Raw genomic sequence first — 25,468 nt, forward strand, 5'->3', positions numbered from 1 at the left:
CTGCGTAGCTATTCGCTTTAAGCCGCTCAAATCAAGCCCGCAAAACCGCCGAAGTGGCGGTTTTCAGGATTTATTAAATCGTTTGAATTTTGGACTAATTCAGCCGCGCAGGTCTTTACGCAGGATCTTGCCGACATTGGTTTTCGGCAGCTCGGTGCGGAATTCGACGTAACGCGGGCGCTTGTAGTTGGTGAGGTTGGCGGCGCAGTGGCGCTTCACGTCGTCCTCCGTCAGCGCCGGATCCTTCTTGACCACGAAGAGCTTGACGGCCTCGCCGGAATGCTCGTCGGGAACGCCGATCGCGGCGCATTCGAGAATGCCCGGATGGGTCATCGCTACTTCCTCGATCTCGTTCGGGAAGACGTTGAAGCCGGAAACGAGGATCATGTCCTTCTTGCGGTCGACGATCTTGACTAGGCCGTCCGTGTTCATGAAGCCGATATCGCCCGAGCGGAAGAAACCGTCCGGCGAGATCGCCTTGGCTGTTTCATCCGGCCGCTGCCAGTAGCCGGCCATCACCTGCGGGCCGCGAATGCAGATCTCGCCGACTTCGCCAATCGGCAGCGTGTTGCCCAGGTCGTCGCGGATCTCGACTTCGGTCGAAGGGATCGGCATGCCGATCGTGCCGGTGAACTCGGTCGCGTCGAGGATGTTGGCCGTTGCCACCGGCGAAGTCTCCGACAGGCCGTAGCCTTCGGCAATCGAGCAACCGGTCATCTGCTTCCAGCGTTCGGCGACCGGACGCTGGATCGCCATGCCGCCACCGAAGGTCAGCATCAGCGACGAGAAATCGAGCTTCTGGAACTCCGCATTGTTCATCAGCGCGTTGAACAGCGTGTTGAGGCCCGGGAAGATATTGATCTTGTGCTTGCCGAGTTCCTTGACGAAGCCCGGAATGTCGCGCGGGTTCGGGATCAGGATGTTGTTGCCGCCGGTGGCAAGGCCCATCAGCGAATTCACCGTCAGCGCGAAGATGTGGTAGAGCGGCAGCGCGCACATGAAGACGAGATTTTCCGGGCGGGCGCGTGAGCGGAACGCCGTGTGGAACCAGATCTCCATCTGCGCCATGTTGGAGAGCAGGTTCGAATGGGTGAGTGTTGCGCCCTTCGAAACACCCGTGGTGCCGCCAGTATACTGCAGGAAGGCGACGTCGCTGGGAACAACGTTCGGCTTCGTCAACTTGGCTCGGCCGCCCTTGGCGAGCACGTTTTTGAAGGAGAGGTGACCGGGGATCGACCAGGCGGGAACCAGCTTCTTGACGCGACGGACCACGAGATTGACGATCGCGCCCTTGAGGCCCAGCATGTCGCCCATCGTTGCGACGACGACGTGCTTGACCGAGGTCTTGTCGGCCACCTGCTGCACCGTATGCGCGAAGTTTTCCAGAACGAAGATCGCCTTGGCGCCGGAATCGACGAGCTGGTGCTGCAACTCGCGCGGCGTATAGAGCGGGTTGACGTTTACGACGGTAAAGCCGGCTCTAAGAATGCCGTAGACGATGACGGGGTTCTGCAGGATGTTCGGCATCATCACGGCGACACGGTCGCCCTTGACGAGGCCGAGAGATTGCAGCCAGGCACCGATCTTGGCGGATTCGGCATTGAGGTCCGCAAAACTCAGCGTCTTGCCCATGCAGGTGAAGGCTGGGCGGGTCGAATAGCGGGCGACGGCGTGGTCGAAAAATTCGCCGATCGATTTATAGGGCAGGGGGCCGATTTCGGCGGCTATGCCGGGTGGATAGGATTTCAGCCAGATCTTGCCTGGGCTGGTACCCGTTTGTTGTGCGCTGACTTCCACCATGACCTCTCTCCCTCTGGTCGCCACAGGCTGGCCTGCTCGCGGCCTGAGAAAATCCCTCCTGACCTTCTCATGCCGATGAAGATGATGCTTTTGAGACACCTCTTCAAGCTGAGATTCGGGATTATATAACTTTGACGTAAACGTCAACTGAGCTTACGGTTAACGGGCGCGGATTGCGCCCTTGAAAAAGTATGACGAGAGCTGCAAAGCCTTTGCCTGCTAGGGCAAAACACTGTATTGCATTGCAGCATATCCCTGTTGGTTCGATCCAACATCCGCCGACATATCCCCCAGATTCTTCTCCGGTCCGCTCGGGCCGGACGACGCAGGCCATTGCTCATGTGTGACGAAGCTTGTTCTTCCGCCGTCGAACCGCGCCGTGCCCGTGTTTCTGCTGCCGAAGTGGCGCTTGCAGTCGGCGGCTTCGGGATCGGCACCGGCGAGTTCGCGATCATGGGTCTCTTGCCGCAAGTCGCTGAGGATGTCGCCGTTTCGGTGCCGCGGGCAGGGGCAGTGATCAGCGCCTATGCTCTCGGCGTCGTCGTCGGCGCGCCGCTGATCGCGGTGCTTGCTGCCCGCTTCTCCCGCTTCCGCGTGCTGCTCGCGCTGATGCTGGTTTTCGCCGTCGGCAATTTTGCAAGCGCGATCGCACCGGATTTCTACACGCTGATCGCCGCGCGCTTCTTCGCCGGCCTGCCGCATGGTGCGTATTTCGGTGTGGCCGCCTTGGTGGCCGCCGGCCTCGCGGCGCCGAACCAGCGGGCGCGCGCAGTCGGCCGGGTGATGATGGGGCTGACGATCGCAACCCTCTTCGGCACGCCGCTTGTCGCGTGGTTCGGCCAGGCGCTCGGCTGGCGGTCCGCTTTCGCCATCGTCGGCGCCATCAGCCTTTTGACCGTGGCGCTGACCTTCGTCCACGTGCCGCGCGACAAGGGCAATCCGAAGGCAACGCCGCTTCGCGAGCTCGGCGCGCTTGGCAAGCTGCAGGTCTGGCTGATGCTTGGCATCTGCGCCATCGGCTGCGGCGGCATGTTCGCAGTCTTCAGCTACATCACGCCGGCGCTGACCGAGGTCGCAGGTGTTTCTCTTGCCAATGTGCCGGTCATGCTCTCGGTCTTCGGCGCCGGCATGATCCTCGGCAACATCGTCGGCGCGCGACTGGCCGATTGGGCGCTGCTGCCGGCAATCGGCATCGCCATCGTCTTCAACATCTTCGCCTATGTGCTTTTCTATTTCACCATGGGCAATCCGTGGATCGCGATCGTCAACGTGCTCTTCATCGGCGGCGGTTTCGCCGTCGTGCCGGGCGTGCAGACCCGGCTGATGGATGTCGCCGGCGAGGCACAGACGCTTGCCGCCGCCCTTAGCCATTCCGCCTTCAATCTCGCCAACGCGCTTGGCGCCTGGCTCGGCGGTGCCTCGATCGCTGCAGGCTATGGCTGGACCTCCACAGGCCTCGTCGGCGCCGTTCTCGGCGTTGCCGGCTTCGGCATCTTCCTCGCATCCGTCTTTGTCGATCGCGCTCAACCGGCCGGCATGCGTGCCAAGCCTGCGGCGGAATGACCGATCAGGCCGAAAGAAAGCCTGGGGATCTTGAACCCTCCTAAATTTTTCTGTCATGTCCCGCCGCTAGCGTCAGTTATCGCCCTCAAACTACCGTAAAGCAGGGGCAAAGGGCCGCGCTTGGCGCTGCAAAGGCTGGCAAGGCCTCTGGATTGTTGTAAGCTCGTCGAAAGACGGAGGATCATTGGTGCAATTGGGCAATCGCGAACGAGAAAACTTCGCCGTGGAGCCACGGCTTCTCGGGCACACCGCGATTTCGCGCCATGCCCTCGTTGGACCGATGACGGCTGCCCGCTGGATGCTGGTCTTCGTTCTTCTTGCCGGCGTTTACTTTTTCCACGGTTTCCTCGTCCCGGTTCTGGCCGCCGTCGTCATCGGCTTTGCCAGCTGGCCGATCTATCGCCGGCTGCTTGCCGCCGTGAACGGCAACCGCACGCTTGCGGCCACCATCGCCATCGTCTGCGTCATCTCCTTCATCGTCGTGCCGATTTCTCTTGCTGCCGTCTATGCGGTGGACGAAGTGCGCGACTGGGTCGTCTGGGCCGTCGAGACCAATGCCAACGGTGCCGTGGTTCCCGCCTGGCTGACCAGCATTCCGATTGCCGGCGTTTGGCTTGGCGAACAATGGGTCAAGCATGTCGGTCATCCGGGTGCGCTCGGGGAACTGGTCCAGTTGGTCAGCGGCTCCAACATCGGCAACATCTACCGCGGCGTCCTCGTCGTCGGCGCGTCGACCTTTCACGCCTTCCTGACGCTGCTCTTCATGCTGATCACGCTGTTCTTCGTCTATCGTGATGGCCAGTCCTTCTCCGGCCAGCTCGACCGTCTCGGCGAACGCATCTTCCCGATGCGCTGGGAGCGCTTGTCGCGCGTCGTGCCAATGACGATCAGCTCCACAGTCACCGGCATGGGCATCATCGCCATCGGAGAAGGCATAGTTCTCGGCGTCGCCTACTGGCTCGCCGGCGTTCCGTCGCCGGTCACGCTCGGCATCATCACCGGCCTGATGGCGCTTGTTCCTGGTGGTGCGCCGCTGTGCTTCTCGCTGGTCTCGGTCTATCTCGTCGCCAGCGGTTCGCCGGTTCACGGCATCGCGCTGTTTGCCTGGGGCACGACCGAACTCTTCATCGTCGACAAGACGCTGCGTCCGCGCCTCGTCGGCGGGCCGATCAAGCTTCCCTTCCTGCCGACCTTCTTCGGCCTCGTCGGCGGCGTGAAGACCATGGGTTTCCTCGGCCTCTTCGTCGGCCCGGTGCTGATGGCGCTGCTGGTTGCCATCTGGCGCGAGTGGATGCGTGAAGTCACCACCCCCACCCCCACCGACACGACCGTCAACCACATCATCAAGGGCTGAGTCACCAATGGCTGAGCCGCCGGTTGCCTGGGCGCGGCCGGTGAGACCGTCTCCCTGTTTCATTGGAAACGCGAGATGATCCGATGCCTCGTATCTGCGCTTTCCGCCTCTCTCGGAATGTCGTCGGCGGGCGTCTTTATCTTTTCCTTACACCCCCTCCCAACCATCGCAATCGATAATTGACCCTGAGCGGACGCAAGATCCGGACTTCAATAGTCCGGAGTATTTTTGCATGTCCGATGTTCTTTTCCTTGCCGCCGGCATCGGCGGCTTTGTCGTGTTTGCGCTTTATGCGCGCGCGCTGAGCCGTCTTTGAGGAGGGCGTCATGTTCGAAGCCCTGATTGGTCTCGCAGTCGCCGTCGCCCTTGCGGCCTATCTCGTCGTCACCCTCGTTCGCCCCGAACGATTCTGACGCCCTTCGCGGAGAAATCTCATGTCTATCATCGGGTGGCTGCAGATCAGCCTCCTCTTCATCGCCGTCCTGATCGTCATCAAGCCGCTGGGGCTTTACATGGCGCGGGTCTTCTCCGGTGAACGCAACGTCTTTTCACCTGTCCTCGGTCCTGTCGAGCGCGGTCTTTGTCTCGCCGCCGGCGTCGATCCGAACAAGGAGCAGGGCTGGCTCGCCTACGCGATGTCGATGCTCGCCTTCAGCCTTGCAGGCTTCGTTTCTCTCTATGCGATTCTGCGGCTGCAGGCTTACCTGCCGATGAACCCGCAGGGTTTTGCCGGCATGCCATCCGATCTCGCCTTCAACACGGCGGTCAGCTTCGTCACCAACACCAACTGGCAGAACTACGGCGGCGAAACCACGCTCAGCCATTTCAGCCAGATGGCGGGGCTGACGGTGCATAACTTCGTGTCGGCGGCGACCGGCATCGCCATGGCGCTCGCCGTGACCCGCGCCTTTGCCCGCTCGAACGCCTCAACCGTCGGCAATTTCTGGGTCGATCTCACCCGTTCGACCCTCTACGTGCTGTTGCCGATCGCCGTCGTCATGGCGCTTGCCATGGTCTGGACCGGCCTGCCGCAGACCTTCCACGCGGACCTCACCGCAACGACGCTCGAAGGCGCCAAGCAGACGATCTCGCTCGGCCCGGTCGCGAGCCAGGAGGCGATCAAGCAGCTCGGCACCAATGGTGGCGGCTTCTTCAACGTCAACGCCGCCCACCCGTTCGAAAACCCGACGGCCCTCTCCAATTACCTCAACATCTTCGCGATGCTGTCGATCTCGGCCGCCCTCGTCTACACCTTCGGCCAGATGGTCGGTAACCGTCGCCAGGGCTGGGCCTTCATCGCCGTTACCGGCATCCTTTTGATATCGGGCGTCGCGGTGGTCTACTGGGCGGAAGCGCAGGGCAACCCGATCCTGACGACACTCGGTCTCGATGCTGCCCAGGGCAACATGGAAGGCAAGGAAGTCCGTTTCGGCCAGGCGATGACGGCGCTCTATGCCGCGGTCACCACCGGCCTGTCGGATGGCGGCGTCAACGGGATGCACGGCTCGCTCACCGGTATCGGCGGTCTTGTACCGATGTTCCTGATGCAGCTCGGCGAAGTTCTGCCTGGTGGCGTTGGGTCCGGTCTCTACGGCATGGTCGTCTTTGCCATCCTCGCCGTCTTCGTCGCCGGCCTGATGGTTGGCCGCACGCCGGAACTGCTCGGCAAGAAGATCGAATCTCGCGAGATGAAATACGCGATGTTCGCGGTCCTCATCCTGCCGGTGACGATCCTCGGCTTTGCCGCCGTCTCCGCCATGCTGCCTTTTGCCGTCGCAAGCATCGGTACCGCAGGCCCGCACGGCCTGTCGGAAATCCTCTATGCCTTCACTTCGGCTGCCGGCAACAACGGCTCGGCCTTTGGTGGCCTTACCGGCAATACGCCCTGGTACAACACCACGCTTGGTCTCGCCATGCTGCTCGGTCGCTTTGCCTATGCGGTGCCCGTCATGGCGATCGCCGGCTCGATCGCGGTCAAGACCCGTGTACCGGCCTCCAAGGGCACCTTCCCGACCGACACGCCGCTCTTCGTCGGCCTGCTCGTTGGCATCATCCTCATTCTCGGCGGGCTGCAGTTCTTCCCGGCGCTCGCTCTCGGTCCCATCGTCGAGCATTTCTCGATGCTTGCCGGCCAGACCTTCTAAAGGAATTCGACACATGTCTTCCAAACCAGTTGCTCCAAGTCTTCTGGATCCGGCAATCCTCCTGCCGGCTATCAAGGCGGCCTTCGTCAAGCTCGATCCGCGCCAACTCGTGCGCAACCCGGTGATCTTCGTCACCGAAGTGGTTGCGGCCGTGGTCACTGGCCTCTTTGTCCGCGATCTTATGACCGGCACCGGCAGCCCGCTCTTCTCCGGGCAGATCGCCGCCTGGCTGTGGTTCACCGTGCTCTTCGCCACCTTTGCCGAGGCTGTCGCCGAAGGCCGCGGCAAGGCTCAGGCCGACAGTCTGCGTCGCACCAAATCCGAACTGACGGCACGCAAGCTCGTATCGGCCGAGGGTCGCGAAACCCAGACGATCCCGGCGACTTCGCTGAAGGTCGGCGACGTCGTTCTGGTCGAAGCTGGGGAACTGATCCCCGGTGACGGCGACGTCGTCGAGGGTGTCGCTTCCGTCAACGAAAGCGCGATTACCGGTGAATCGGCTCCTGTCATTCGTGAATCCGGCGGCGACCGTTCGGCCGTCACCGGCGGCACGCAGGTGCTTTCCGATTGGATCAAGGTCCGCATCGGCGTTGCGCCCGGCAATACCTTCGTCGACCGCATGATCGCGCTGATCGAGGGTGCCCAGCGCCAGAAGACCCCGAACGAGATCGCGCTGTCGATCCTGCTCTCGGGCCTGACGCTGATCTTCCTCGTGGCCGTCGTCACACTCTGGGGGCTCGCCGGCTATTCCGGCACTCTGCTGTCGGTCACCGTGCTTTCTGCGCTGCTCGTCACTCTGATCCCGACCACCATCGGTGGCCTGCTCTCGGCCATCGGTATCGCCGGCATGGACCGCCTGGTCCGCTTCAACGTGATTGCCACCTCCGGCCGCGCGGTCGAGGCCGCCGGCGACGTCGACACGCTGCTGCTCGACAAGACAGGTACGATCACCTTCGGCAACCGCATGGCCGCCGACTTCATGCCGGTGCCGGGCGTCAGCGAGGCGGAGCTTGCCGACGCAGCGCTGCTTGCGAGCCTTGCCGACGAAACGCCGGAGGGACGCTCGATCGCAGCGCTTGCGACCGGCGAGTTCGGCCGCCAGGCGCCGGATGTTTCGCTTCCCGCGTCCGGAAAGGGGGAGGTCGTCGCGCTTGCCGTCGGCGGTGGCGCAAGCTCGGCCGGTACGACCGGCATCGATGCGGTCATCCCCTTTGCTGCGGAGACGAGGCTTTCGGGCGTCGATTTCGGCGGCCGCCGGCTGCGCAAGGGTGCGGTCGACTCGATCCTGAAGTTTACGGGCATCCGCGACGAGAATGTGCCGGCCGAGTTCCGCCGCGCCGTCGACCAGGTGGCGCGCACCGGCGGCACGCCGCTCGCCGTCGCCGACGGCCCGCGCCTGCTCGGCGTCATCCACTTGAAGGACGTCGTCAAGCCGGGCATCAAGGAGCGCTTTGCCGCCCTTCGCGCCATGGGCATCCGCACCGTCATGGTGACCGGCGACAACCCGGTGACCGCTGCAGCGATCGCATCCGAAGCTGGTGTCGACGACTTCCTGGCCGAAGCAACGCCTGAGGACAAGCTTGCCTATATCCGCAAGGAACAGCAGGGCGGACGCCTCATTGCCATGTGCGGCGACGGCACCAACGATGCGCCGGCGCTTGCCCAGGCCGATGTCGGCGTTGCCATGCAGACCGGCACGCAGGCCGCCCGCGAGGCCGCCAACATGGTGGATCTCGATTCCAGCCCGACAAAGCTCATCGAAATCGTCGAAATCGGCAAGCAGCTCCTGATGACCCGCGGTTCGCTGACGACCTTCTCCATCGCCAACGACGTGGCGAAGTACTTCGCCATCATCCCGGCGTTGTTCATCACCACCTATCCGGCGCTCGCCGCACTCAACGTCATGGGCCTTGCCTCGCCGCAATCGGCGATCCTCTCGGCGGTCATCTTCAACGCGTTGATCATCGTCGCGCTGATCCCGCTAGCGCTGAAGGGCGTCAAGTATCGGCCAGTTGGTGCCGCAGCGCTCTTGCGTCGCAACCTCCTCGTCTACGGTCTCGGCGGCATCCTGTTGCCCTTCGCAGGTATCAAGCTCGTCGATCTCGCCGTCAACGCACTCAATCTGGTGTAACCATGCTGAACCAACTTCGCCCTGCCATCGTGATGACATTGCTCTTGACGCTCATCACCGGGCTTGCCTATCCCTTCGCCATCACCGGCATGTCGCAGGTGCTGATGCCGGCACAGGCAAACGGCAGCCTCATCGAGAAGGACGGTGCCCTGATCGGTTCCGAGCTGATCGGCCAGAACTTCACCTCCGACAAATACTTCTGGCCCCGCCCATCGGCGACCGGACCGGAAGCCTACAATGCCGGCGCCTCGAGTGGCTCCAACCTTGGCACGACCTCGGTCAAGCTGAAGGATCGCGTCGCCGCCGACGTCGAGCGACTGAAGACCGCCGGCTTTACGGGCGAAATTCCTGCTGATGCGGTGACGACGTCAGGCTCCGGCCTCGATCCGCATATCACGCCGGCTTTTGCCCAGGCGCAGGTGGCCCGCATTGCCAAGGCGCGCGGTCTCAGCGAGGCGGATGTCACAGCTCTGGTCGACAGGGCGACGGAAGGTCGTCTGCTCGGGGTCGTAGGCGAGCCGCGCGTCAATGTGCTAGAACTCAATCTGGCCCTTGATGCGCCCCGAACCTGATACCTCACGCCTGAGACGATGAATGCCCGACAGTGAACGCGACGCCAAAAGTCGCCCGGATCCAGACGCACTGCTGGCCCTTGCCGCGCAGGACCGCCGAGGAAAACTGACCGTTTTCCTCGGCGCAGCCCCAGGCGTCGGCAAGACCTATGCGATGCTGAGCCGGGCCCGTCGTCTGAAGGAAGACGGCGTCGATATCGTCATCGGGCTTGTCGAAACCCATGGGCGCAGCGAGACCGCCGCGCTGGTCGAGGGACTAGAAATCTTGCCACGCCGCGATGTGCCCCTTCGCGGCCGCGTGCTGTCCGAGTTCGACCTGGATGCGGCCCTTGCCCGACGTCCCAAGATCATCGTCGTTGACGAGCTCGCTCACAGCAACCCGGCTGAAAGCCGGCATCCGAAGCGCTATCAGGACATCGAGGAACTGATCGCCGCCGGCATCGATGTCTGGACAGCGCTCAACATCCAGCACCTGGAAAGTCTTTCCGATGTCGTTGCGCAGATCGCTGGCGTGCCTGTGCGCGAGCGGGTGCCGGATACGGTACTGAAGCGGGCCGACGAGGTGCTGCTCGTCGATCTCCCGCCGGCCGAACTGATCGAGCGGCTGAAGGAGGGCAAGGTATACCTGCCCGACAGCGCCAAGCGTGCTGTCGATCGCTTCTTTCGCCTCGGCAACTTGACGGCACTGCGCGAACTGGCGCTCAGGCGCACGGCCGACCGGGTCGACGACCAGATGGTCGACTACCTCAAGCAGAATGCGATCGAAGGCGTTTGGGCGAGCGGCGAGCGCCTGCTCGTCTGCATCGGGTCCGATGCGCTTTCCGAGAAGGTGGTCCGCACCGCAAGCCGGCTGGCAGAGGGATTGAACGCTCCCTGGATTGTCGTCTTCATTGAGCGCGCCGACCGTGAGAGCGGCGATGGTGAGGATGTGCGCCGGCTCGACGAGACCTTTCGTCTTGCCGAACAGCTTGGCGCCGAGACGCGCCGCATCATCGGCAACGACTTCGTCGAGGAGATCTTGAAGCTTGCGCGTCGCGAACATGCGACGCAGATCGTCATCGGTGCGCGCCGCCAGTCCTTTCCGATGCGCTTTCTGCGTCAATCTCTTCCCGACGCCCTGGCCGAGCGCGTGTCCGGGGTCGGCATCCACCTTGTCACCGATCGCGAGACGGTGCCTGCCAAGCGGCGGTCCACCGCGAAAAAGACGCTGCCGCCCGGCACCGGGCGCGCCGTTGGCATTGCCGCCGGCTCGGTGGGCGTGGCCACGGCGATCGGCCTGTTGATCGAGCGCTTCATCATCCTGCCCAACATCTCGCTTCTCTATCTGCTCGCCGTCTTGGCCTCGGCGACCTATGCCGGCCACATCTCGGCGATCGCGGCGGCTTTGTTTTCGGTTCTGGCCTATAACTTCTTCTTCATCGAGCCGGTCGGCACGTTCACCATTGCCGAGCCGCACGAGGTCTTCGCGCTCTTCATCTTCCTGGTCGCCGCTGCCCTTGCCGGCAGCCTCGCATCGCGGGTGCGCGAACAGGCGAAGACCGCCCGCCGGCGCGCCGCAGCGACCCAGGCGCTCTACGATTTCTCCCGCAAGCTTTCCGGCACCGCCAAGGCCGACGACGTGCTTTGGGCGGCGGTGACGCAGATGCAGACCACACTCAGGCGCAGTTCGGCGCTGCTTTTGCCGGAGGAGGGGGACCTGCAGTTGAAGGCCGCCTGGCCACCGGACACCGAGCTCGACGTCACCGACGTGATGGCGGCGCGCTGGGCAATGGACAAGAAGGAGCCGGCCGGAAATGGCACGGGAACGCTACCGAACAGCCCGTTTCACTTCCGTCCGCTGACGAGCCCACACGGCGTCGTCGGCGTCTGCGGCTTCGTTCAGGCGGACAAGCCGCTTGAAATCAACGAGGAGCGCGCGCTGGCGGCAATCCTCGACCAGACCGCGATCGCTGTCGACCGGGCGCGTCTGTCGCGCGAAAGCCTCGATCACGCAGCGAAACTTGAAGGCGAACGCTTTCGTGCGGCCCTCCTGTCGTCGATCTCCCATGACCTCCGGACGCCGCTTGCGACCATCACCGGCGCGGTCACCAGCCTGCGCCAACTCGGCGACCGCATGCCGCCGGAAAGCCGCGATGACCTGCTGCAGTCGATCGAGGAGGAGGGAGCGCGCCTGACGCGCTTCGTTGCGAACCTGCTCGACATGACCCGCATCGAGGCGGGCACAGTTAATGCCAAGCGCGATTGGGTCGATGTCGCTGATGCTGTGCGCGCCTCGGTCGATCGTGCCCGCAAATACTTCCCCGAGCGCGAGATCGAAACCAGCATCGCGCCGGATCTGCCTTTGATGCGCGGCGACAGCGTGCTTCTCGGGCAGGTGCTCTTCAACCTGCTCGACAACGCCAACAAATATGGCGGCGACGAGCCGATCAGCATCTATGCCCGCTCGGACGGTAACGAGATCGTGCTGTCGGTGACCGACCTCGGCAGGGGCATTGCGCCGAAGGATCTCGAGCAGGTCTTCGAGAAATTTTTCCGCCGCGGCAAGGCGGATGGCCGTACGCCAGGGACAGGCCTTGGGCTGTCGATCGCCAAGGGCTTCGTCGAGGCCATGGGCGGGCAGATCAAGGCGGAAAGCCCGGCGCTTCGCCGCCGCGGCACGCGCATTTCCATGCGCTTTCCTGCCGCCAAGGCCGAAATCTCCGAAAAGGACAGTGCATGAGCGTGGAGCGTATCCTCGTTGTCGACGACGAACCGCAGATCCAGCGTTTCCTGAAGCCCGCATTGAGCGCTGCCGGCTATGACGTGCTGGAGGCCATGACCGGTGCCGAGGCATTGAAGGCGGCCGCAACGACGGCGCCGGACCTCGTCATCCTCGATCTCGGCCTGCCCGATATGGACGGCAAGGAGGTCATCGCAAACCTGCGTGGCTGGTCCCAGGTGCCGATCATCATCCTGTCAGCCCGCGACCGTGAAAGCGAAAAGATCGCCGCGCTCGACCTTGGCGCCGACGATTACATTGAAAAACCCTTCGGCATCGGCGAGCTGACCGCCCGCATCCGCACGGCACTGCGTCACCGCATCCAGATGGAGGGCGGCCAGACGCAGCTTTCTGCCGATGGCGTATCGATCGACACCATCAAGCGCGTGGTGACGAAGGATGGCGAGCCGGTGCGGCTGACGCCGAAGGAATATGATCTCTTGGTGATGCTGGCGCACCATGCCGGCCGTGTCGTCACCCACAAGACGCTGCTGACCTCGGTCTGGGGCGTCGCGCATGGCGAGGACCTGCACTATCTCAGAGTCTTCATCGGTCAGTTGCGCGGCAAGATCGAGCGTGACCCGGCCGACCCGAAGATCATCCGCACGGAGCCGGGCGTCGGCTACCGCTTCGTCGGCGACGACGGTTGATGGCGGCTGCCGTCAAAGAGCGGCAGCCGCTGATCCGTCACTTGATCTTCACGGGCTGCGGCGTGTCGCTTGACAGCGTATCTCCGACGACCACCCTCTTCTTCTTCGTCGGCTGCGGATTTTCGAGGATCGATACCGGCGCCGAGACGGTGACCGCAGCGACATTGCCGACATTTCTCGCCGTGCCGGCAACAACCGCGGCAATGCCGGTTCCGACCGAGATGTCGGAGTCGGTGAGCGTCTGCCCCGTGGCAAGCCGCGTGCCGATGAGCTGAACGATCTGCGGGCTTTCTGCGAACTTGCCGTGATGCAGGCCGTCCTCCGTCTTGACCTTGGTCAGGTCGATGGCGGTGATGCCGGCCCTTTCCAGCTGGGTACGGTAGGGCTCCGCCGATGGGTCGATCGCGCCAAGGCGAGATACGTCACCGGAAATGAAACTCGAAAGTGCCAGCGCACGATCGTCCTGCGAAACGAAGATCGTGAACTTCGGCCGCTTCTTGCCCATCTCGACGAATTGCTTGGCAAAGACGTCGAGATCGATATCCGGCGAGGCGAGAATGACGTTCTCGATCTTCGACGGCACGTTGCCGTCGCGGATGGCCATCTGCCGGAGCGATTCCATCGTCAGCCAGGTCCCCATCGAATGGGCGAGGATGGTGATGTCCTTCACCTTCGGCGCGTCCGAGAGCTTTTTCAGAATGTCTTCGAGTGCCGTGCGCGAATAGTTCGTGCTTTCCTTGTCGTAATTGTAGTCGAACACATTGGCACGGGACGGCCAGGTAAACAGGACTGGCGTTGCCTGGACCTCCGAGTCGTGGACGATCTGGGCAAGGCGGTAGACGGAATCCTCGTAGCGGTTGTTGAAGCCGTGGACGAAGACGAAGGCGTGGCCGCCGACGTCGTGTTGTAGAAACCAGGACTTGGCTTCATCGAGTGTCTGGAGCTCACGCACACGCGTGACGGCGAATTCCTTGGCGGGATCCGGGGGCAGCTTGCGCGGCCATTGCACGGTGCCAGATTTCCGCACCGTGTCCGGCGGGATCGAGACCGCGACGTCGGTGAGGAAGGTATTGGCGTCTCGCTCGCCGGAAAACAGCGTCGCCGGATCGCCGGACGGTTGGCGCGTGGTTGCGACAAGCATGTCTACGGTCGATGTACCGGGGGTGGGAGCGGTGACCGCGACAGGTGCCATCACGCCCTTGGCATGACCACCGCATCCGGCAAGCAATGCCAAAGCCGCCAGGACGAAGGTTGTCCGCCCTCCTCTTGCACATCCGTGCTGCAGCGAACCCTGAAACCCCACCCGCTCGAACATCGGCATCCCCATATACGCCTGAACTTGGCCGCATCTGATCGCGCTTTCGCGAAACGAAGATGACAACACTCGGCGCTAATATGCAAGCGGCTGGGGATTGCGGTTTCGCCGTTGGGTTGTTGATGAGCGCAGGTTCTCCCGTGCTGCGGGCTGCCGCAACACGGGGAGGGTGCCTTTGATGGACGCTTGGCCGCCTATTCCGCCGCAGTTGCCAGCGTCTTCAGAATTGCATGCACTGCCTTGATGCGCTCCGGATTCGGGAAGTTCCGGTTCGCCAGCATGACGACACCGATCTTCTTTTCCGGAACGAAGGCGACATAGCCGCCGAAGCCGCTGGTGGATCCGGTCTTGTTGTAAAGCGTCGCGCCATCGGGCCGCTTCGGAGGGTTCAATGCCGTAGCCGGATTGGCTTCCATGGCCATCGTCCCGGAGTTGCCGTCGAGCAGCCGCTCCAGCGAAACCGGGTAGGGATACTGCTCCCAGCCGAGGCTCTGGATCATCTTGCCGGTATCGAAGTAGCCGATATGCGTTCCCTCTAGGGCCTTGCGAACGGGGCCGTCGAACTGCTCCGGCTGGATATTGGCTTCGACGAAGCGGATCATGTCTGCCGCGGAGGATTTCACGCCGTAGGCCTCGGCGTCGAACATGCCCGGGTTGACCCGGATCGGCTTGTCTGCCTTGCCGTAGCCCCAGGCGTAGCTGCCCATCGCGCTTCTGGGCACGGTGACATAGCTGTGCTTGAGGCCGAGCTTCGGAAACAACTCGGTCTCGAGCGCCGTGGCGAAATTGCTGCCCATCGCCAGGCCCGCGGCATGGCCGAAGAGGCCGATGCTCGGGTTGGAGTAGCGACGCTCCTTGCCTGGTTCGGCGCCCGGTTTCCAGTTGCTGAAGTAAGTCAGCATGTCAGCGTTGCTCTTGACCTCGTCGGGGAACTGCAACGGCAGGCCGCCGGCGGTATAGGTGGCGAGATTGAGCAGGGTCGCCTTGTCGATCGCGCTGCCGCTGAGATCTGGCATGTATTTGCCGGGATGGTCGTCGAAGGACAGCTTGCCGAGCACCTGCGCATAGGATGCGAGCGTGCCGGCAAAGGTCTTGCTGATCGAGCCCAGCTCGAACAGTGTGTTTTCGGTGACGGGCGCCTTCGTTTCCTTGGAGGCGACGCCGTAGTTGACGAAGTAGTGCTGGCCGTCAACGGTGACCGCGATCGCCATGCCCGGCACCTTGTATTCGCCCATGATCGGTCGGATTGCCTTGTCCACGGCTGCGGCAATTCGGGCCTGCTCGCCGTCGGCGGCAAAGACGGTCGCGGTGAGTGAAAAGAGGATTGCAGTAGTAAGCCCTAATTTGATTGTCGTCATTCTATCCATTCGGTCTGCTCTTTCTTGCAAGGCGGGGATGCCCATGGTTTGGCCGGGCATCTGCCCGAAACAGCAGCGGATAATCGGGTCGGTTCCGCTGAATGTGCGTTTCGTCCGTGCGGTGGATACGCGAGGTGAAAGCAAGAGGCCCGTGCCGGGCAAGCCAGACCTAGCCCGCTCGCCGCTAGGCCACAAACGATGATATCTCGCGGGAGACCCAAATAAATCTAGGGCGAGGGGGTTTTTCGTCCGTCGGCGCACGTCCCTGGCCAAGGCTGTGGGTTATTGCGGCGGGAAAGCTAATACTACGCGGAACATTGTCATTGCCGGCGGCAAAGGGTAGTATTCGCCCGTCAAGTTTGGGGCCCTTGTCTCCGGACTATGTGTTTTATTGGTGAGCTGCTTCAGAAAAAACAGAAGAGCCTCCCTTATCCTGGGAGCATACTCGGAAGCTTATTTACATCCGACGCCACTCAATGGCGCCTCCGCCCGATCTCTATTCCAAACAGACGGCCATATTGGAGGATAAAATGAGCAAACAGACCGTAACTATCATTCTTGCCGGCGCCCTAGCCTTGTCCGGGTGCCAATCTGCCTACGTGTCGAAGAGCGGCCCGACGGGCAACGAATTCGGCTGCATTGCCGGAACGGTGGGTGGCGCAATCGTCGGCGGCCTGATCGGCTCGACGATCGGCTCTGGTACTGGTCAGCTCTGGGCGGTTGGTGGTGGTGCGACACTTGGCGCTGCAGCCGGCAATGCGCTGACGTGCCGCTACTATTGATCGCGGAAGGTTGAGGGATGAGAAAGCTCGTTCTTTTGAGCGTCCTTGTGTTCTACCCGGCTGGTCTCGCTGTCGCGCAGCAGGCTGCAACGATGAACCAGGGCCAGATGAGTGCGCTCGACAGCAACAAGGACGGCGCGGTCGAACGTTCCGAATACGAGAGCTTCATGACGGCCGCCTTTGCCAACCTGGACAAGAACAAGGACGGAAGTCTCAGCCCCGACGAGACGAAGCAGGCGCTGAACGCTCAGCAGTTTGCAGCCACCGACGCCAACAGCGACGGCAAGGTCACCCAGAAGGAGTTTCTGGACAGGGTGATGGCCGACTTCAAGACTGCGGATCGCAGTGGCGACGGCAACCTGAAGTGACGGCTGAAACGGCAGGTTGGTCTGGGTTTGATGTCCCGTTGTGAATGTAGCGGNCCGCCACCTCGCATTCACCGCAGAAGCTTCAGCAATTCCTTGGCGCCAGAGGTCGAGGACGCCGGATTCTGTCCGGTGACGAGACGGCCATCGACGACCGTGAAATCCGCCCAATCGGCCGCCTTTTCGAAGCGACCGCCGAGACGCTTCAATTCGTCTTCGACGAGGAAGGGGACGACATCCGTCAGTTGCACGGCTTCCTCCTCCGAGTTGGTGAAGCCGGTGACGCGCTTTCCCTTGACGATAGGCTCACCCTGATAGGTTACCTTGCGGAGCACCCCCGGCCCATGGCAGACGGCAGCGACCGGCTTGCCGGCATTGTAGAAGCTCTCGATCAGCGCGATCGAGTTCACGTCGTTGGCGAGGTCCCACATTGGTCCGTGACCGCCCGGATAGAACACCGCGTCGAAATCATCGGCCTTGACGTCGGCAAGCCGGTGGGTGTTGGCGAGGACCCGTTGCGCGGCGGGATCGTCCTTGAAGCGGGCCATCGCTTCGGTCTGGTTGCCCGGATCGTCGCTTTTCGGGTCGATCGGCGGTTGCCCACCCTTGGGCGAGGCCAGGGTAATGTCGACGCCTGCATCCCGGAAAACGTAATAGGGCGCAGCGAATTCCTCGAGCCAGAATCCGGTCGGTTTGCCGGTATTGCCAAGCTGGTCATGTGAGGTCAGAACCATCAGTATCTTCATCTTTCGCTCCCTTTGACGCGGTGGCTCCCGTTGAGCCGCCGATTGGCATGGCACCGGCTACTCGCGGTACTTCGCGGTGTAGTGGCCGAGGTTCCTTTCAACGTCGCCGGGTTGCTGCAGTCCCTGCTCGACCAAAGCCTTGACGCGGGATTGCGCCGCTGGGCGCTGGACCGAAGTGATGAACGCATCCCACCCGGGTTGCATTTCCGCCTGCGGTGGCAGGCTGGCTCTGTCAATCAGCTTCTTGGTCTCGACAATGGCATATTGATCGAACGAGGCGATGCGTTTCGCCAGGGCATCGACAAAGGCATCAGTTCCGCGTCCGGTAGTGCTCTGTTCACGTAGCCGTAGCGTTCGGCCAGTTCACCGTTGAAATCATCCGCGCCGATCAGAATTTCGATCGCTCGGCCGCGGCCGACGAGGCGAGGCAGGTAGGCCATCGGCCCGCCGCCCGGGACGAAGCCGGCACCGACTTCGAACTGCGATAGTACCGCTTTCTCGCGGCTGGCGAAACGCATGTCGGCCGCAAGCGCCAGTTCGCTGCCGATGCCGCTTGCCCGCCCGCGAATGGAAACGATCGTCACGGCCTGCAGGCGGCTGAGGCGCGTCATGAAATCGGGCACGGGATGCATGCCCGTCGGCCCGGGAGGCATGCCGGTGGAAGATGGCCGGCATTTGCACGGGCGGCGCAATCCTAAATCTCCTTGCTGGCGCTCTTGCCATCGGGCTGCGCCAGGAGAATCTCTTCTGGTTTTTCGGTGGTGCCATAGTCTCGCTCATTGGATCACTTGTCGCATTCCTGTTTGAATTGCTGATCGCGGGACGAAACCTGTTACGGCAGATACGAATGGACCGAGTTCCCATGGAGCAAGACTGACCAAATACTTCTCACCTTGGCAGCCGTTCACGCTGCTGAACGGCCAACGGCCGTACCTTCAAGGCGAGATATTCGAGCGAAATTCCCGCGGTCCGTTGCCGGTTGCCTTTCGGAATGCCCGGGCAAAATTGGCTGGGGACGAATACCCTAACTCCGCCGAGACGCGCGTGATCGAGCCGTTCGTATGCAGCAGCAGCTCAATGGCTCGCTGAACCCTTGCGGCGCCCGCCAACCCGCGAAAATCGGTGCCAGCCCGATTCAGTTCACGTTGCAGCGTCCGGACGCTGGTGTCCAATGTTTGCGCGGCGCTATCGATCGACACGCTGCCGGTGAGAACTTGGACCCGCACCTGCTCCACGATGACCTCGAGCAGATCCCGTGGAGCGCCGCCTTGCCGGTCTCGCGCCACATCCTCGATGGTGACAATTGGCCACGAAGCGGCCCTTGGAGCAGCGGAAAGATGATGGCGATCCATGACGATGCTTGTCGCGGGTGCGTTGAAGAGAACCGGACACTGGAAGACGTCTTCAAAAATGCCCGTCTGGCGCGGTCTGTCGGTGTCAAGCTCGACGCGCAGCGGTCGCCAGTCAGAGGGCAGATAAGGCTTGAAGAGGCTGAGCAGGACGCCCGCGGCGGCACAGACAATACTGGCATATCCAGAGTGGCCGGCCAAAGCGAACGCATAGCTGTACCGTACCTCGTCGCCAACCACTGCGACTGACATCCTATCAACCGTACTGTGAAAACGAAGGCCAGCAATGCTGCGCTCGATGGCCTGCCCCAAGGAGTCGGCGCCAAGCACGTAGTGTCCGAAGCTGCCATAGTTGGCGATGTTCATCATCGGCGTGATCAGAATTCCGAAGTTGGCCTCACCGGCTGTCCGCGCGGCCGCCTCGACGAAGCCGATTACCGCCGCGTGCGGGATGAAGCAGTTCTCTCCCTCGGTCAGTTCGAGATCGAACCCGATAGCACGATTGGCCTGCAGCAGCGCCTTTTGCCCCATTTCACGGCGTATGAAGGCCGGCATACCAGACAGGATGCGGTTGGAGATGACCGGGATCTCAGCCATGCGTGCAACACTCCAGAAATAAGACAGCCGTGGCGCAAAATGAGTGGTTTTGTATTGCGAATACTGTTTAGTGCCGTAAAACGTGTGAGTAGCACAAGTAGAGATCTGAACGTCTTGCGACCTATGGGAGGGGTACGACTATGACAACCAGACGGAACCTACTGCTAGCAGCCACAGCTGTCGCGGCGACGACAGTGCCGTTCATGCCGCGACTGGCGCAGGCGACCGATGAAGCGGCCGACTTCTTGTTCGTTCAAACCGCAAGCGCTATGAAATTCGACAAGGCGACGAGCAAGCTGACGCTCGAAGGTATTGGCGGCGCCACGTTGTTTTTCTCTGACCGTCCGGAGCGCATTGCCGGGAACATGGCCACGACCGCTTTCTTGCCGTTCTGGAGCAAGGGCAAGGACAGCTTCCTTTCCGATCCGCCGAATGCCGACCTGTCGATCCTCGAAGGGAACAAGCTCCGACAGGTTGTCGTCGTCCTGGAGAATCCGGAGCTGAACGACAATAACTTGACTTACACGGTCAAGGTGGTTGGTGGCGAAATGCCGGAGAAGGGCTCCGAGGTCTCTGTGTTCATCGACATCATCGGCATGCCGTTGACGCCGCTCTCTTATGCAGGCGTGGCCAGGCGCGGCTACCGGCGGGCATTTCTGTATTAGCACCCGCCGGATTGCGCGTCGGTGCGATCCCGACTGCAGCCTGCACAGCTCTCGCGAATACCTCACCAACAGCCAACGAACTGCACAATTGCGTCCAGGGTTCCTGAGCTGCCCCACAGCTCTCGTCGTTTCGATAACTCATCGAATAATGGAGGAGTACGGTAAATGTTGACGAAGAGAGATCTACTTCGATCCACCGCGGTGATCGCCGCTAGCGCTGCGATTGCGAGGCCAAACCTGCTGATGGCGCAGAGCTATCCCGGCATCATCGAGGCCAAGGACATTGCCGAGGAAGGCTTCATCTATGGCCTGCCGCTCGTGATGAACTATGCCGTCATGCAGGAGTATGCCGTAGACAGAAACTCGGGGCAGTTCAAGGCACCGTTCAACGAAATTTACAACATGCACCATGTCGCCACCCCGGCGGACACGGCAATCATCACGCCGAACAGCGACACGCCTTACTCGATTCTCTGGCTGGATTTGCGCGCCGAACCGATGGTCATCTCTGTGCCGACGGTCGAAAAGGACCGCTACTACTCGGTCCAGCTGATCGACGGCAACACCTACAATTTCGGCTACATCGGCACGCGCGCCACGGGGACCGAGCCGGGCGACTATCTGGTGGTCGGCCCCGATTGGAAAGGGGAAACGCCCCCCGGAATCAAGCAGGTCTTCCGATCGACGACGCCGTTCACGTTCGCGGCTTTCCGTACCCAGCTCTTCCACCCCGACGACATGCCGAACGTCGAGAAAATTCAGGCCGGCTACAAGGCGCAGCCGCTTTCCGCTTTCCTTGGACAACCCGCCCCGCTTGCCGCGCCCAAGATCGAGTTCCTTCCTGCCACCACTGCCGGGATCAAGGATAACTTCTTCCAGTATCTCGACGCGGCCCTGCAGTTCGTCCCTGAGACGCCAAGGGACAAGGCGGTTCGTGCGAAACTTGCCAAGATTGGTATCGGCCCCGGCAAGGCCTTCGAGTTCAAGGAGCTATCGCTCGAACACAAAGCCGAATTCCTGGTGGCCATGAAGCAAGGAAATGACAAAGTCGACAAATGGCTGGCCAGCGGAAACAAGGACATCAACGGCTGGAACATCGGCTCGTTCTTTGGCGACGAGGCCTTCTACAACGGCGATTGGTTGATGAGGGCAGGCGCCGCCAAGGGCGGTCTCTATGGCAACGATGCCGTGGAAGCCATGTACCCCTATACCCGAACGGACGCTACCGGTGAGCCGCTCGACGCCAGCAAGCACAACTACACGATCACCTTCGCACCCGATCAGTTGCCGCCAGTGAATGCGTTTTGGTCCGTTACGATGTACGACGGCAAGAGCCAGCTCTTGGTCAAGAATCCGATCAATCGCTACCTCATCAACTCTCCGATGTTGCCGGCGATGAAAAAGGGGGCGGACGGCTCGCTGACGCTGTACATCCAAAAAGACAGCCCCGGTGCGGACAAGGAGTCCAATTGGCTTCCGGCGCCGGACGACAAAATCTATCTCGTGATGCGCCTATATTGGCCGAAGCCTACGCCACCTTCGATCTTGCCGGCGGGCCAGGGCACCTGGCAGCCGCCGGGCGTCAAAGTGGCGCAATAATCCCGACCAAGCTGATGCGCGGCCGGTGCCAGTGCCCCTCGCGGCCATCGTGCCCGGAGGACAGTTGGCGACGGCCGGCATTTGCGCACACGGCGCCGGCAGCGGTGAATTGGTATCGCGAGCTTCTTGACCTCAACTTATGTTGAGGTCGTAACAAGGAGCTCGAAAAGCTAATTGCGTCGTCGGGATCGGATTTCATGCGCATAAATAAACTGACACTCCCTGCATCGGATGTCTCGAAGAGCGTAGCCTTCTTTCGCGATGTGCTGAAACTGCCGACAGCCGGGAATTCCATCCAAGTGGGATGGAGCGAAATCCGGCTGGTCTCGGCCGTTGGAGATGCACCACACGGCGTGCACCTGGCTTTCAATGTGCCCTATGATCGGTTCGATGCCGCAATAGAATGGCTGAAGGAACGTACGCCTCTCCAACGGGAACCGGATGGCGGAGAGTGCTTCGTTCTTGAGGGGCATTGGCAGTCAAAATCCATCTACTTCGATGGTCCCGATAGCTCGGTGCTGGAATTGATCGGCCGCCGGAGGCTAATCCGCCCGACTGGAAAGCGGCCGTTCAGCGGCGCTGATTTATCCTGCCTCAGCGAGGTCGGACTTCCGACCGAAGACGTCGGGAGTGTCGTTGCCGAGGCCGCCCGGACGTTCGGGGTCGCAACGCTCGGACCGGCCTCTCCCGGCTTTGCCGTGATCGGTAATGATGAGGGGATGCTTATCGCTGTCGCGCCTAGCCGGCCATGGTTCCCGGAAAAGCGCCAATTGCCGAGCGCCAAGGGTTTGGAAATTTGGTTGGGCGGCGTGGATGCGCCTGGAGCCATGTCGGACCTGGCTAATGGTTGGAAGATCCACGCGGCATAACGCCGTTCTCCGTCGCGACCTGCAAACGGTCGCCTTGCCGCAAGCGAAAGCGCCGAAACGCGGACTTGGGAAACACCGCACCAGTCTGCTGAATGGAGTTCGATTTGATTTCCGGAGAAGAATGGTGCCGCTTACGTGACTCGAACACGTGACCCCATCATTACGAATGATGTGCTCTACCGACTGAGCTAAAGCGGCCCGGAGGCGGTTCCGCGGAAGACCGCGGAACGAATGTGAGGCGCTGATAAACGCAAAGCGCCAAGATTTCAAGCCATCAGTTTCGAGAACTTGAAAATTCCTTGTTGGTGGCCGCGACGGGCATGGCTTTCAGGCCAAGGCGGGTACGTGCCGCATCGTATTCGCGCTCGAACCGGTCGACGAGACGGGCGACGGAGGTCACTTCCTTGACCGCGCCGATGCCCTGGCCGCAGCCCCAGATGTCCTTCCAGGCCTTGGCGCTGTCGGTTGCGGCGCCAAAGTCCATCTTCGACGGATCTGCTTCCGGCAGATTGTCCGGATCCATGCCGGCAGCAGCGATCGAGGGCTTCAGGTAGTTGCCGTGAATGCCGGTGAAATAATTGGAATAGACGATGTCGGCGGCGTTGCTGTCGACGATCATCTGCTTGTAGGCGTCGGTGGCGCGCGCCTCTTCCGTCGCGATGAACGGCGAGCCGATATAGGCCATGTCGGCACCCATCGCCTGGGCGGCCAGGATGGCGCCGCCGGTGGCGATCGCGCCGGAAAGAAGCAGCGGGCCGTCGAACCAGGAGCGGATTTCCTGGATGAGCGCAAACGGCGAAAGCGTGCCGGCATGACCGCCGGCGCCGGCAGCAACGGCGATCAGGCCATCGGCGCCCTTGCGGATCGCCGAATTGGCGTGGCGGTTGTTGATGATGTCATGCAGCACGATCCCACCATAGGAATGGATCGCGGCATTGACCTCGGGCACGGCGCCGAGCGACGAAATGACCACCGGAACCTTGTATTTGATGCAGAGCATCAGGTCCTGTTCGAGACGCGCGTTGGACTTGTGCACGATCTGATTGACGGCGAAGGGCGCGGCGCGCCGGCCCGGGTTCTTGGCGTCGTGATCGGCGAGCGTCTCGGTGATCTCGGCAAGCCATTCGTCGAGCTGCGAATGCGGACGAGCGTTGAGCGCAGGGAAGGCGCCGATCACGCCGGCCTTGCACTGTGCGATCGTCAACTGCGGATTGGAGATGATGAACAGGGGCGCGCCGACGACCGGCAGTCTCGTCGTTCCGGAAAGAATTGGCGGAAGCGGCATCGGTTTCTCCATCCCTCGATTGGCGCATTGAACTTTGACGTTTGCGTAAACGTCAAAACAGATAGCAGCAAGTTCATCGCTTGCAAAGAGGTGGTTTTCGCGCCGGCGACGCCGGCTTATCCTGCATTGTGCCTGCGAAGTTGTCGCGTTTTCCCCGGGCTTGGNACCGGCCCGCCGGACTTGCGGATTCCGAAAGCAGCGGTTACGCAATTGTTAACAAAACCAACGGCGTGCCTCCAGATTTAACCGTTAGGCCCTTGGAGAAAGATCGAGGGGTACCGATCAGCTGGAGCGCGCCGGCAGGCCCAAAGCCCTGCCTACACAGAGGACTTGATGTGAGCGGACTTGAGACTGCGATCAGAAATGCGCTTGAGCGCTCCGACCGCGCCAGCGCGGAAACTCGCGCGCGCATCTATCAGTCGGCCCGCCAGGCGCTGGAAGCCGGGCTGCAGAAACAGGGAATTGAGGACGGCAACGTCATCGCCCAGCAGCGCCATCGGCTGGAGGCGGTGATCCATGCGATCGAAACGGAGGAGCGTGCCGCCCTCAGGGCGCGGCAACCGGCGCCTCCCGTTGCCACACCTCCCGTCGTCAGTGTCGATGATAACGTCCGCGCACGTGGCCCTGAGCAGGCGCGTATCGAGCCGCAATCCCAAGCGCAATCCCGGCCTCAGGCCCAAGCGCAGTCGCCGGCGGCGGACCGCCGCGAGCCTGGCTTTGCTGCCGATGCGTCCCGTCCCGCGGCGAATGACGGCGGTCTCGGCGGCCTTCGTGCCGACCGTGTTGGCCCGGTCGTCTCGACGCGTGCGGCAGCGGATACTGCCACAAAGAGCGCGGAAGCCGCCACCGCCGCGCCCGAGGTTCGTGGTGATACCGATCGAAAGCGCCGCCGCAAGCGCAGCCGCTTCCTGTCCTTCACCATGGTGGTCGTCACCCTTGCCGCAGCCGCAGGTGCCGCCGCCTGGTGGGTGCAGACCAATGATCTTCTGAAATCCGCGGCCGAACGCGACACCAACGTCGCCAACCCGCCGGCATCGGTGGCATCGGAAGATTTCGACGGTGCTGCCGGTCTGCAAACGCTCGGCGCCCAGCAGGGCTTCACCGGTGACTGGGTGGAAGTCTTTGCGCCTGAAAACACTGCCGCGGTCGTGGCGGGCTCACGCGCCAAGGCCGAGCCGGTGGATGACGACGGTGGCAAGCGCATCCAGTTGACTTCCTCGGTTGCCGAAACGGAAGGCGACATCACCATCGAAATCCCGGCAACGGTCCTGGCGCAGCTGTCCGGCAAAACCTCGACCATGGCGCTGACGGTGCAGGCCCAGCCAGGCAAGACGACCGAGTTTGCCGTCGAGTGCAATTTCTCCTCGCTTGGCGAATGCGGCCGTCATCGCTTCACGGTGCATGACGAACGGCTCGACATGCTGTTCAAGGTCACCTTCGATCGCAGCCTTGCACCGAACTCCGCCGGCCGGATCGTGATCAACAGCGATATCAGCGGCGAGGGCAAGGGCCTCACCCTCTACGCCATACGCGTCCTTCCGGGCCAATAAGTCCCGCACGAGGCCT

20 protein-coding genes, 1 tRNA gene and 2 pseudogenes are annotated in these 25,468 nt (G+C 62.1%); 15 read left to right on the forward strand and 8 right to left on the reverse strand.

The annotated features are described in order from the left end of the window. Nucleotides 1–99 precede the first annotated feature (99 nt). Entirely contained in the window at nucleotides 100–1,800 is a 1,701-nt protein-coding gene (locus tag ACTJKM_RS17055; RefSeq protein WP_440635224.1) for a long-chain fatty acid--CoA ligase, read from the reverse strand. 339 nt (nucleotides 1,801–2,139) lie between these two features. Between ACTJKM_RS17055 and ACTJKM_RS17060 the strand changes: the two genes are divergently transcribed. The 8 genes from ACTJKM_RS17060 to ACTJKM_RS17095 all read left to right on the forward strand — a co-directional run bounded on the left by ACTJKM_RS17060 (nucleotide 2,140) and on the right by ACTJKM_RS17095 (nucleotide 12,972). Next, nucleotides 2,140–3,363: an MFS transporter gene (locus ACTJKM_RS17060; RefSeq protein WP_057248080.1), complete on the forward strand. Its 1,224-nt coding sequence runs from the start codon at nucleotides 2,140–2,142 to the stop codon at nucleotides 3,361–3,363. 187 nt (nucleotides 3,364–3,550) lie between these two features. Beyond that, nucleotides 3,551–4,717, forward strand: a complete 1,167-nt coding sequence (locus tag ACTJKM_RS17065; protein ID WP_057248257.1) for an AI-2E family transporter — start codon at nucleotides 3,551–3,553, stop codon at nucleotides 4,715–4,717. 326 nt (nucleotides 4,718–5,043) lie between these two features. Then, nucleotides 5,044–5,130, forward strand: a complete 87-nt coding sequence (kdpF, locus tag ACTJKM_RS17070) for a K(+)-transporting ATPase subunit F (protein ID WP_057248082.1) — start codon at nucleotides 5,044–5,046, stop codon at nucleotides 5,128–5,130. 21 nt (nucleotides 5,131–5,151) lie between these two features. Further along, a complete protein-coding gene (gene kdpA, locus ACTJKM_RS17075) occupies nucleotides 5,152–6,861 on the forward strand; it encodes a potassium-transporting ATPase subunit KdpA (protein ID WP_058329062.1) in 1,710 nt (569 codons plus the stop codon). A 13-nt stretch (nucleotides 6,862–6,874) separates the two neighbouring features. Next, a complete protein-coding gene (gene kdpB, locus ACTJKM_RS17080; RefSeq protein WP_058323707.1) occupies nucleotides 6,875–8,992 on the forward strand; it encodes a potassium-transporting ATPase subunit KdpB in 2,118 nt (705 codons plus the stop codon). Between the two features lie 2 nt (nucleotides 8,993–8,994). Beyond that, nucleotides 8,995–9,564 (forward strand): potassium-transporting ATPase subunit KdpC, encoded by a 570-nt coding sequence (kdpC, locus tag ACTJKM_RS17085; RefSeq protein ID WP_058329061.1) that lies wholly within the window; start codon nucleotides 8,995–8,997, stop codon nucleotides 9,562–9,564. Nucleotides 9,565–9,586: 22 nt separating this feature from the next. Then, a complete protein-coding gene (locus ACTJKM_RS17090; protein ID WP_058329060.1) occupies nucleotides 9,587–12,283 on the forward strand; it encodes a sensor histidine kinase in 2,697 nt (898 codons plus the stop codon). Then, nucleotides 12,280–12,972 carry a response regulator gene (locus tag ACTJKM_RS17095; RefSeq protein ID WP_057248087.1) on the forward strand — a complete coding sequence of 231 codons (693 nt, stop codon included), beginning with the start codon at nucleotides 12,280–12,282 and terminating at the stop codon, nucleotides 12,970–12,972. The genes ACTJKM_RS17090 and ACTJKM_RS17095 overlap by 4 nt, the downstream gene beginning before the upstream one ends. A 37-nt stretch (nucleotides 12,973–13,009) precedes the next feature. Here ACTJKM_RS17095 and ACTJKM_RS17100 read toward each other — a convergent pair whose 3' ends face one another. Further along, nucleotides 13,010–14,287 carry an alpha/beta hydrolase gene (locus ACTJKM_RS17100; RefSeq protein ID WP_082615711.1) on the reverse strand — a complete coding sequence of 426 codons (1,278 nt, stop codon included), beginning with the start codon at nucleotides 14,285–14,287 and terminating at the stop codon, nucleotides 13,010–13,012. Nucleotides 14,288–14,481: 194 nt separating this feature from the next. Further along, on the reverse strand, nucleotides 14,482–15,645 hold the full coding sequence (gene ampC / locus ACTJKM_RS17105; RefSeq protein WP_063893416.1) for a class C beta-lactamase: 1,164 nt from the start codon (nucleotides 15,643–15,645) through the stop codon (nucleotides 14,482–14,484). A gap of 530 nt (nucleotides 15,646–16,175) precedes the next feature. Between ampC and ACTJKM_RS17110 the strand changes: the two genes are divergently transcribed. Both ACTJKM_RS17110 and ACTJKM_RS17115 read left to right on the forward strand, forming a co-directional pair. Further along, complete coding sequence (locus tag ACTJKM_RS17110; protein ID WP_057248089.1) at nucleotides 16,176–16,427, forward strand: glycine zipper 2TM domain-containing protein; 252 nt, start codon at nucleotides 16,176–16,178, stop codon at nucleotides 16,425–16,427. A gap of 17 nt (nucleotides 16,428–16,444) precedes the next feature. Beyond that, the gene (locus ACTJKM_RS17115) at nucleotides 16,445–16,795 is read left to right on the forward strand and encodes an EF-hand domain-containing protein (protein WP_058323613.1); all 351 of its coding nucleotides are present in this window, start codon (nucleotides 16,445–16,447) and stop codon (nucleotides 16,793–16,795) included. A 68-nt stretch (nucleotides 16,796–16,863) separates the two neighbouring features. Here the strand turns inward: ACTJKM_RS17115 and ACTJKM_RS17120 are convergent, their stop codons facing one another. Continuing rightward, nucleotides 16,864–17,538, reverse strand: a complete 675-nt coding sequence (locus tag ACTJKM_RS17120; RefSeq protein ID WP_057248091.1) for a type 1 glutamine amidotransferase domain-containing protein — start codon at nucleotides 17,536–17,538, stop codon at nucleotides 16,864–16,866. 57 nt (nucleotides 17,539–17,595) lie between these two features. Then, a pseudogene (locus ACTJKM_RS17125) lies at nucleotides 17,596–18,200 on the reverse strand (enoyl-CoA hydratase/isomerase family protein); the annotation flags it as partial. Nucleotides 18,201–18,202: 2 nt separating this feature from the next. Between ACTJKM_RS17125 and ACTJKM_RS17130 the strand changes: the two are divergent. Further along, nucleotides 18,203–18,415: pseudogene (locus tag ACTJKM_RS17130) on the forward strand (DUF2721 domain-containing protein); the annotation flags it as partial. 58 nt (nucleotides 18,416–18,473) lie between these two features. Here ACTJKM_RS17130 and ACTJKM_RS17135 read toward each other — a convergent pair. Further along, nucleotides 18,474–19,484 (reverse strand): AraC family transcriptional regulator, encoded by a 1,011-nt coding sequence (locus tag ACTJKM_RS17135; RefSeq protein ID WP_057248092.1) that lies wholly within the window; start codon nucleotides 19,482–19,484, stop codon nucleotides 18,474–18,476. Between the two features lie 203 nt (nucleotides 19,485–19,687). Here ACTJKM_RS17135 and ACTJKM_RS17140 point away from each other — a divergent pair, with 203 nt between their 5' ends. The 3 genes from ACTJKM_RS17140 (at nucleotide 19,688) to ACTJKM_RS17150 (ending at nucleotide 22,617) form a co-directional block, all read left to right on the forward strand. Continuing rightward, complete coding sequence (locus ACTJKM_RS17140; protein ID WP_057248259.1) at nucleotides 19,688–20,149, forward strand: hypothetical protein; 462 nt, start codon at nucleotides 19,688–19,690, stop codon at nucleotides 20,147–20,149. 165 nt (nucleotides 20,150–20,314) lie between these two features. Beyond that, nucleotides 20,315–21,748, forward strand: a complete 1,434-nt coding sequence (locus ACTJKM_RS17145; RefSeq protein WP_058329058.1) for a DUF1254 domain-containing protein — start codon at nucleotides 20,315–20,317, stop codon at nucleotides 21,746–21,748. A 197-nt stretch (nucleotides 21,749–21,945) separates the two neighbouring features. Continuing rightward, nucleotides 21,946–22,617, forward strand: a complete 672-nt coding sequence (locus ACTJKM_RS17150; RefSeq protein WP_058329057.1) for a VOC family protein — start codon at nucleotides 21,946–21,948, stop codon at nucleotides 22,615–22,617. Between the two features lie 122 nt (nucleotides 22,618–22,739). Here the strand turns inward: ACTJKM_RS17150 and ACTJKM_RS17155 are convergent. Further along, nucleotides 22,740–22,815 (reverse strand) — tRNA-Thr (locus ACTJKM_RS17155). A gap of 76 nt (nucleotides 22,816–22,891) precedes the next feature. After that, nucleotides 22,892–23,902 carry an NAD(P)H-dependent flavin oxidoreductase gene (locus tag ACTJKM_RS17160; protein ID WP_058329056.1) on the reverse strand — a complete coding sequence of 337 codons (1,011 nt, stop codon included), beginning with the start codon at nucleotides 23,900–23,902 and terminating at the stop codon, nucleotides 22,892–22,894. Nucleotides 23,903–24,237: 335 nt separating this feature from the next. On the opposite strand from ACTJKM_RS17160, the gene ACTJKM_RS17165 reads away from it, so the two are divergent. Further along, nucleotides 24,238–25,452, forward strand: a complete 1,215-nt coding sequence (locus ACTJKM_RS17165) for a hypothetical protein (RefSeq protein ID WP_058329055.1) — start codon at nucleotides 24,238–24,240, stop codon at nucleotides 25,450–25,452. The last annotated feature ends 16 nt before the right edge of the window (nucleotides 25,453–25,468 follow it).

The sequence above is a fragment of the Ensifer sp. 22460 genome (genome assembly GCF_052044935.1).
Classification (GTDB): Bacteria; Pseudomonadota; Alphaproteobacteria; order Rhizobiales; family Rhizobiaceae; genus Ensifer.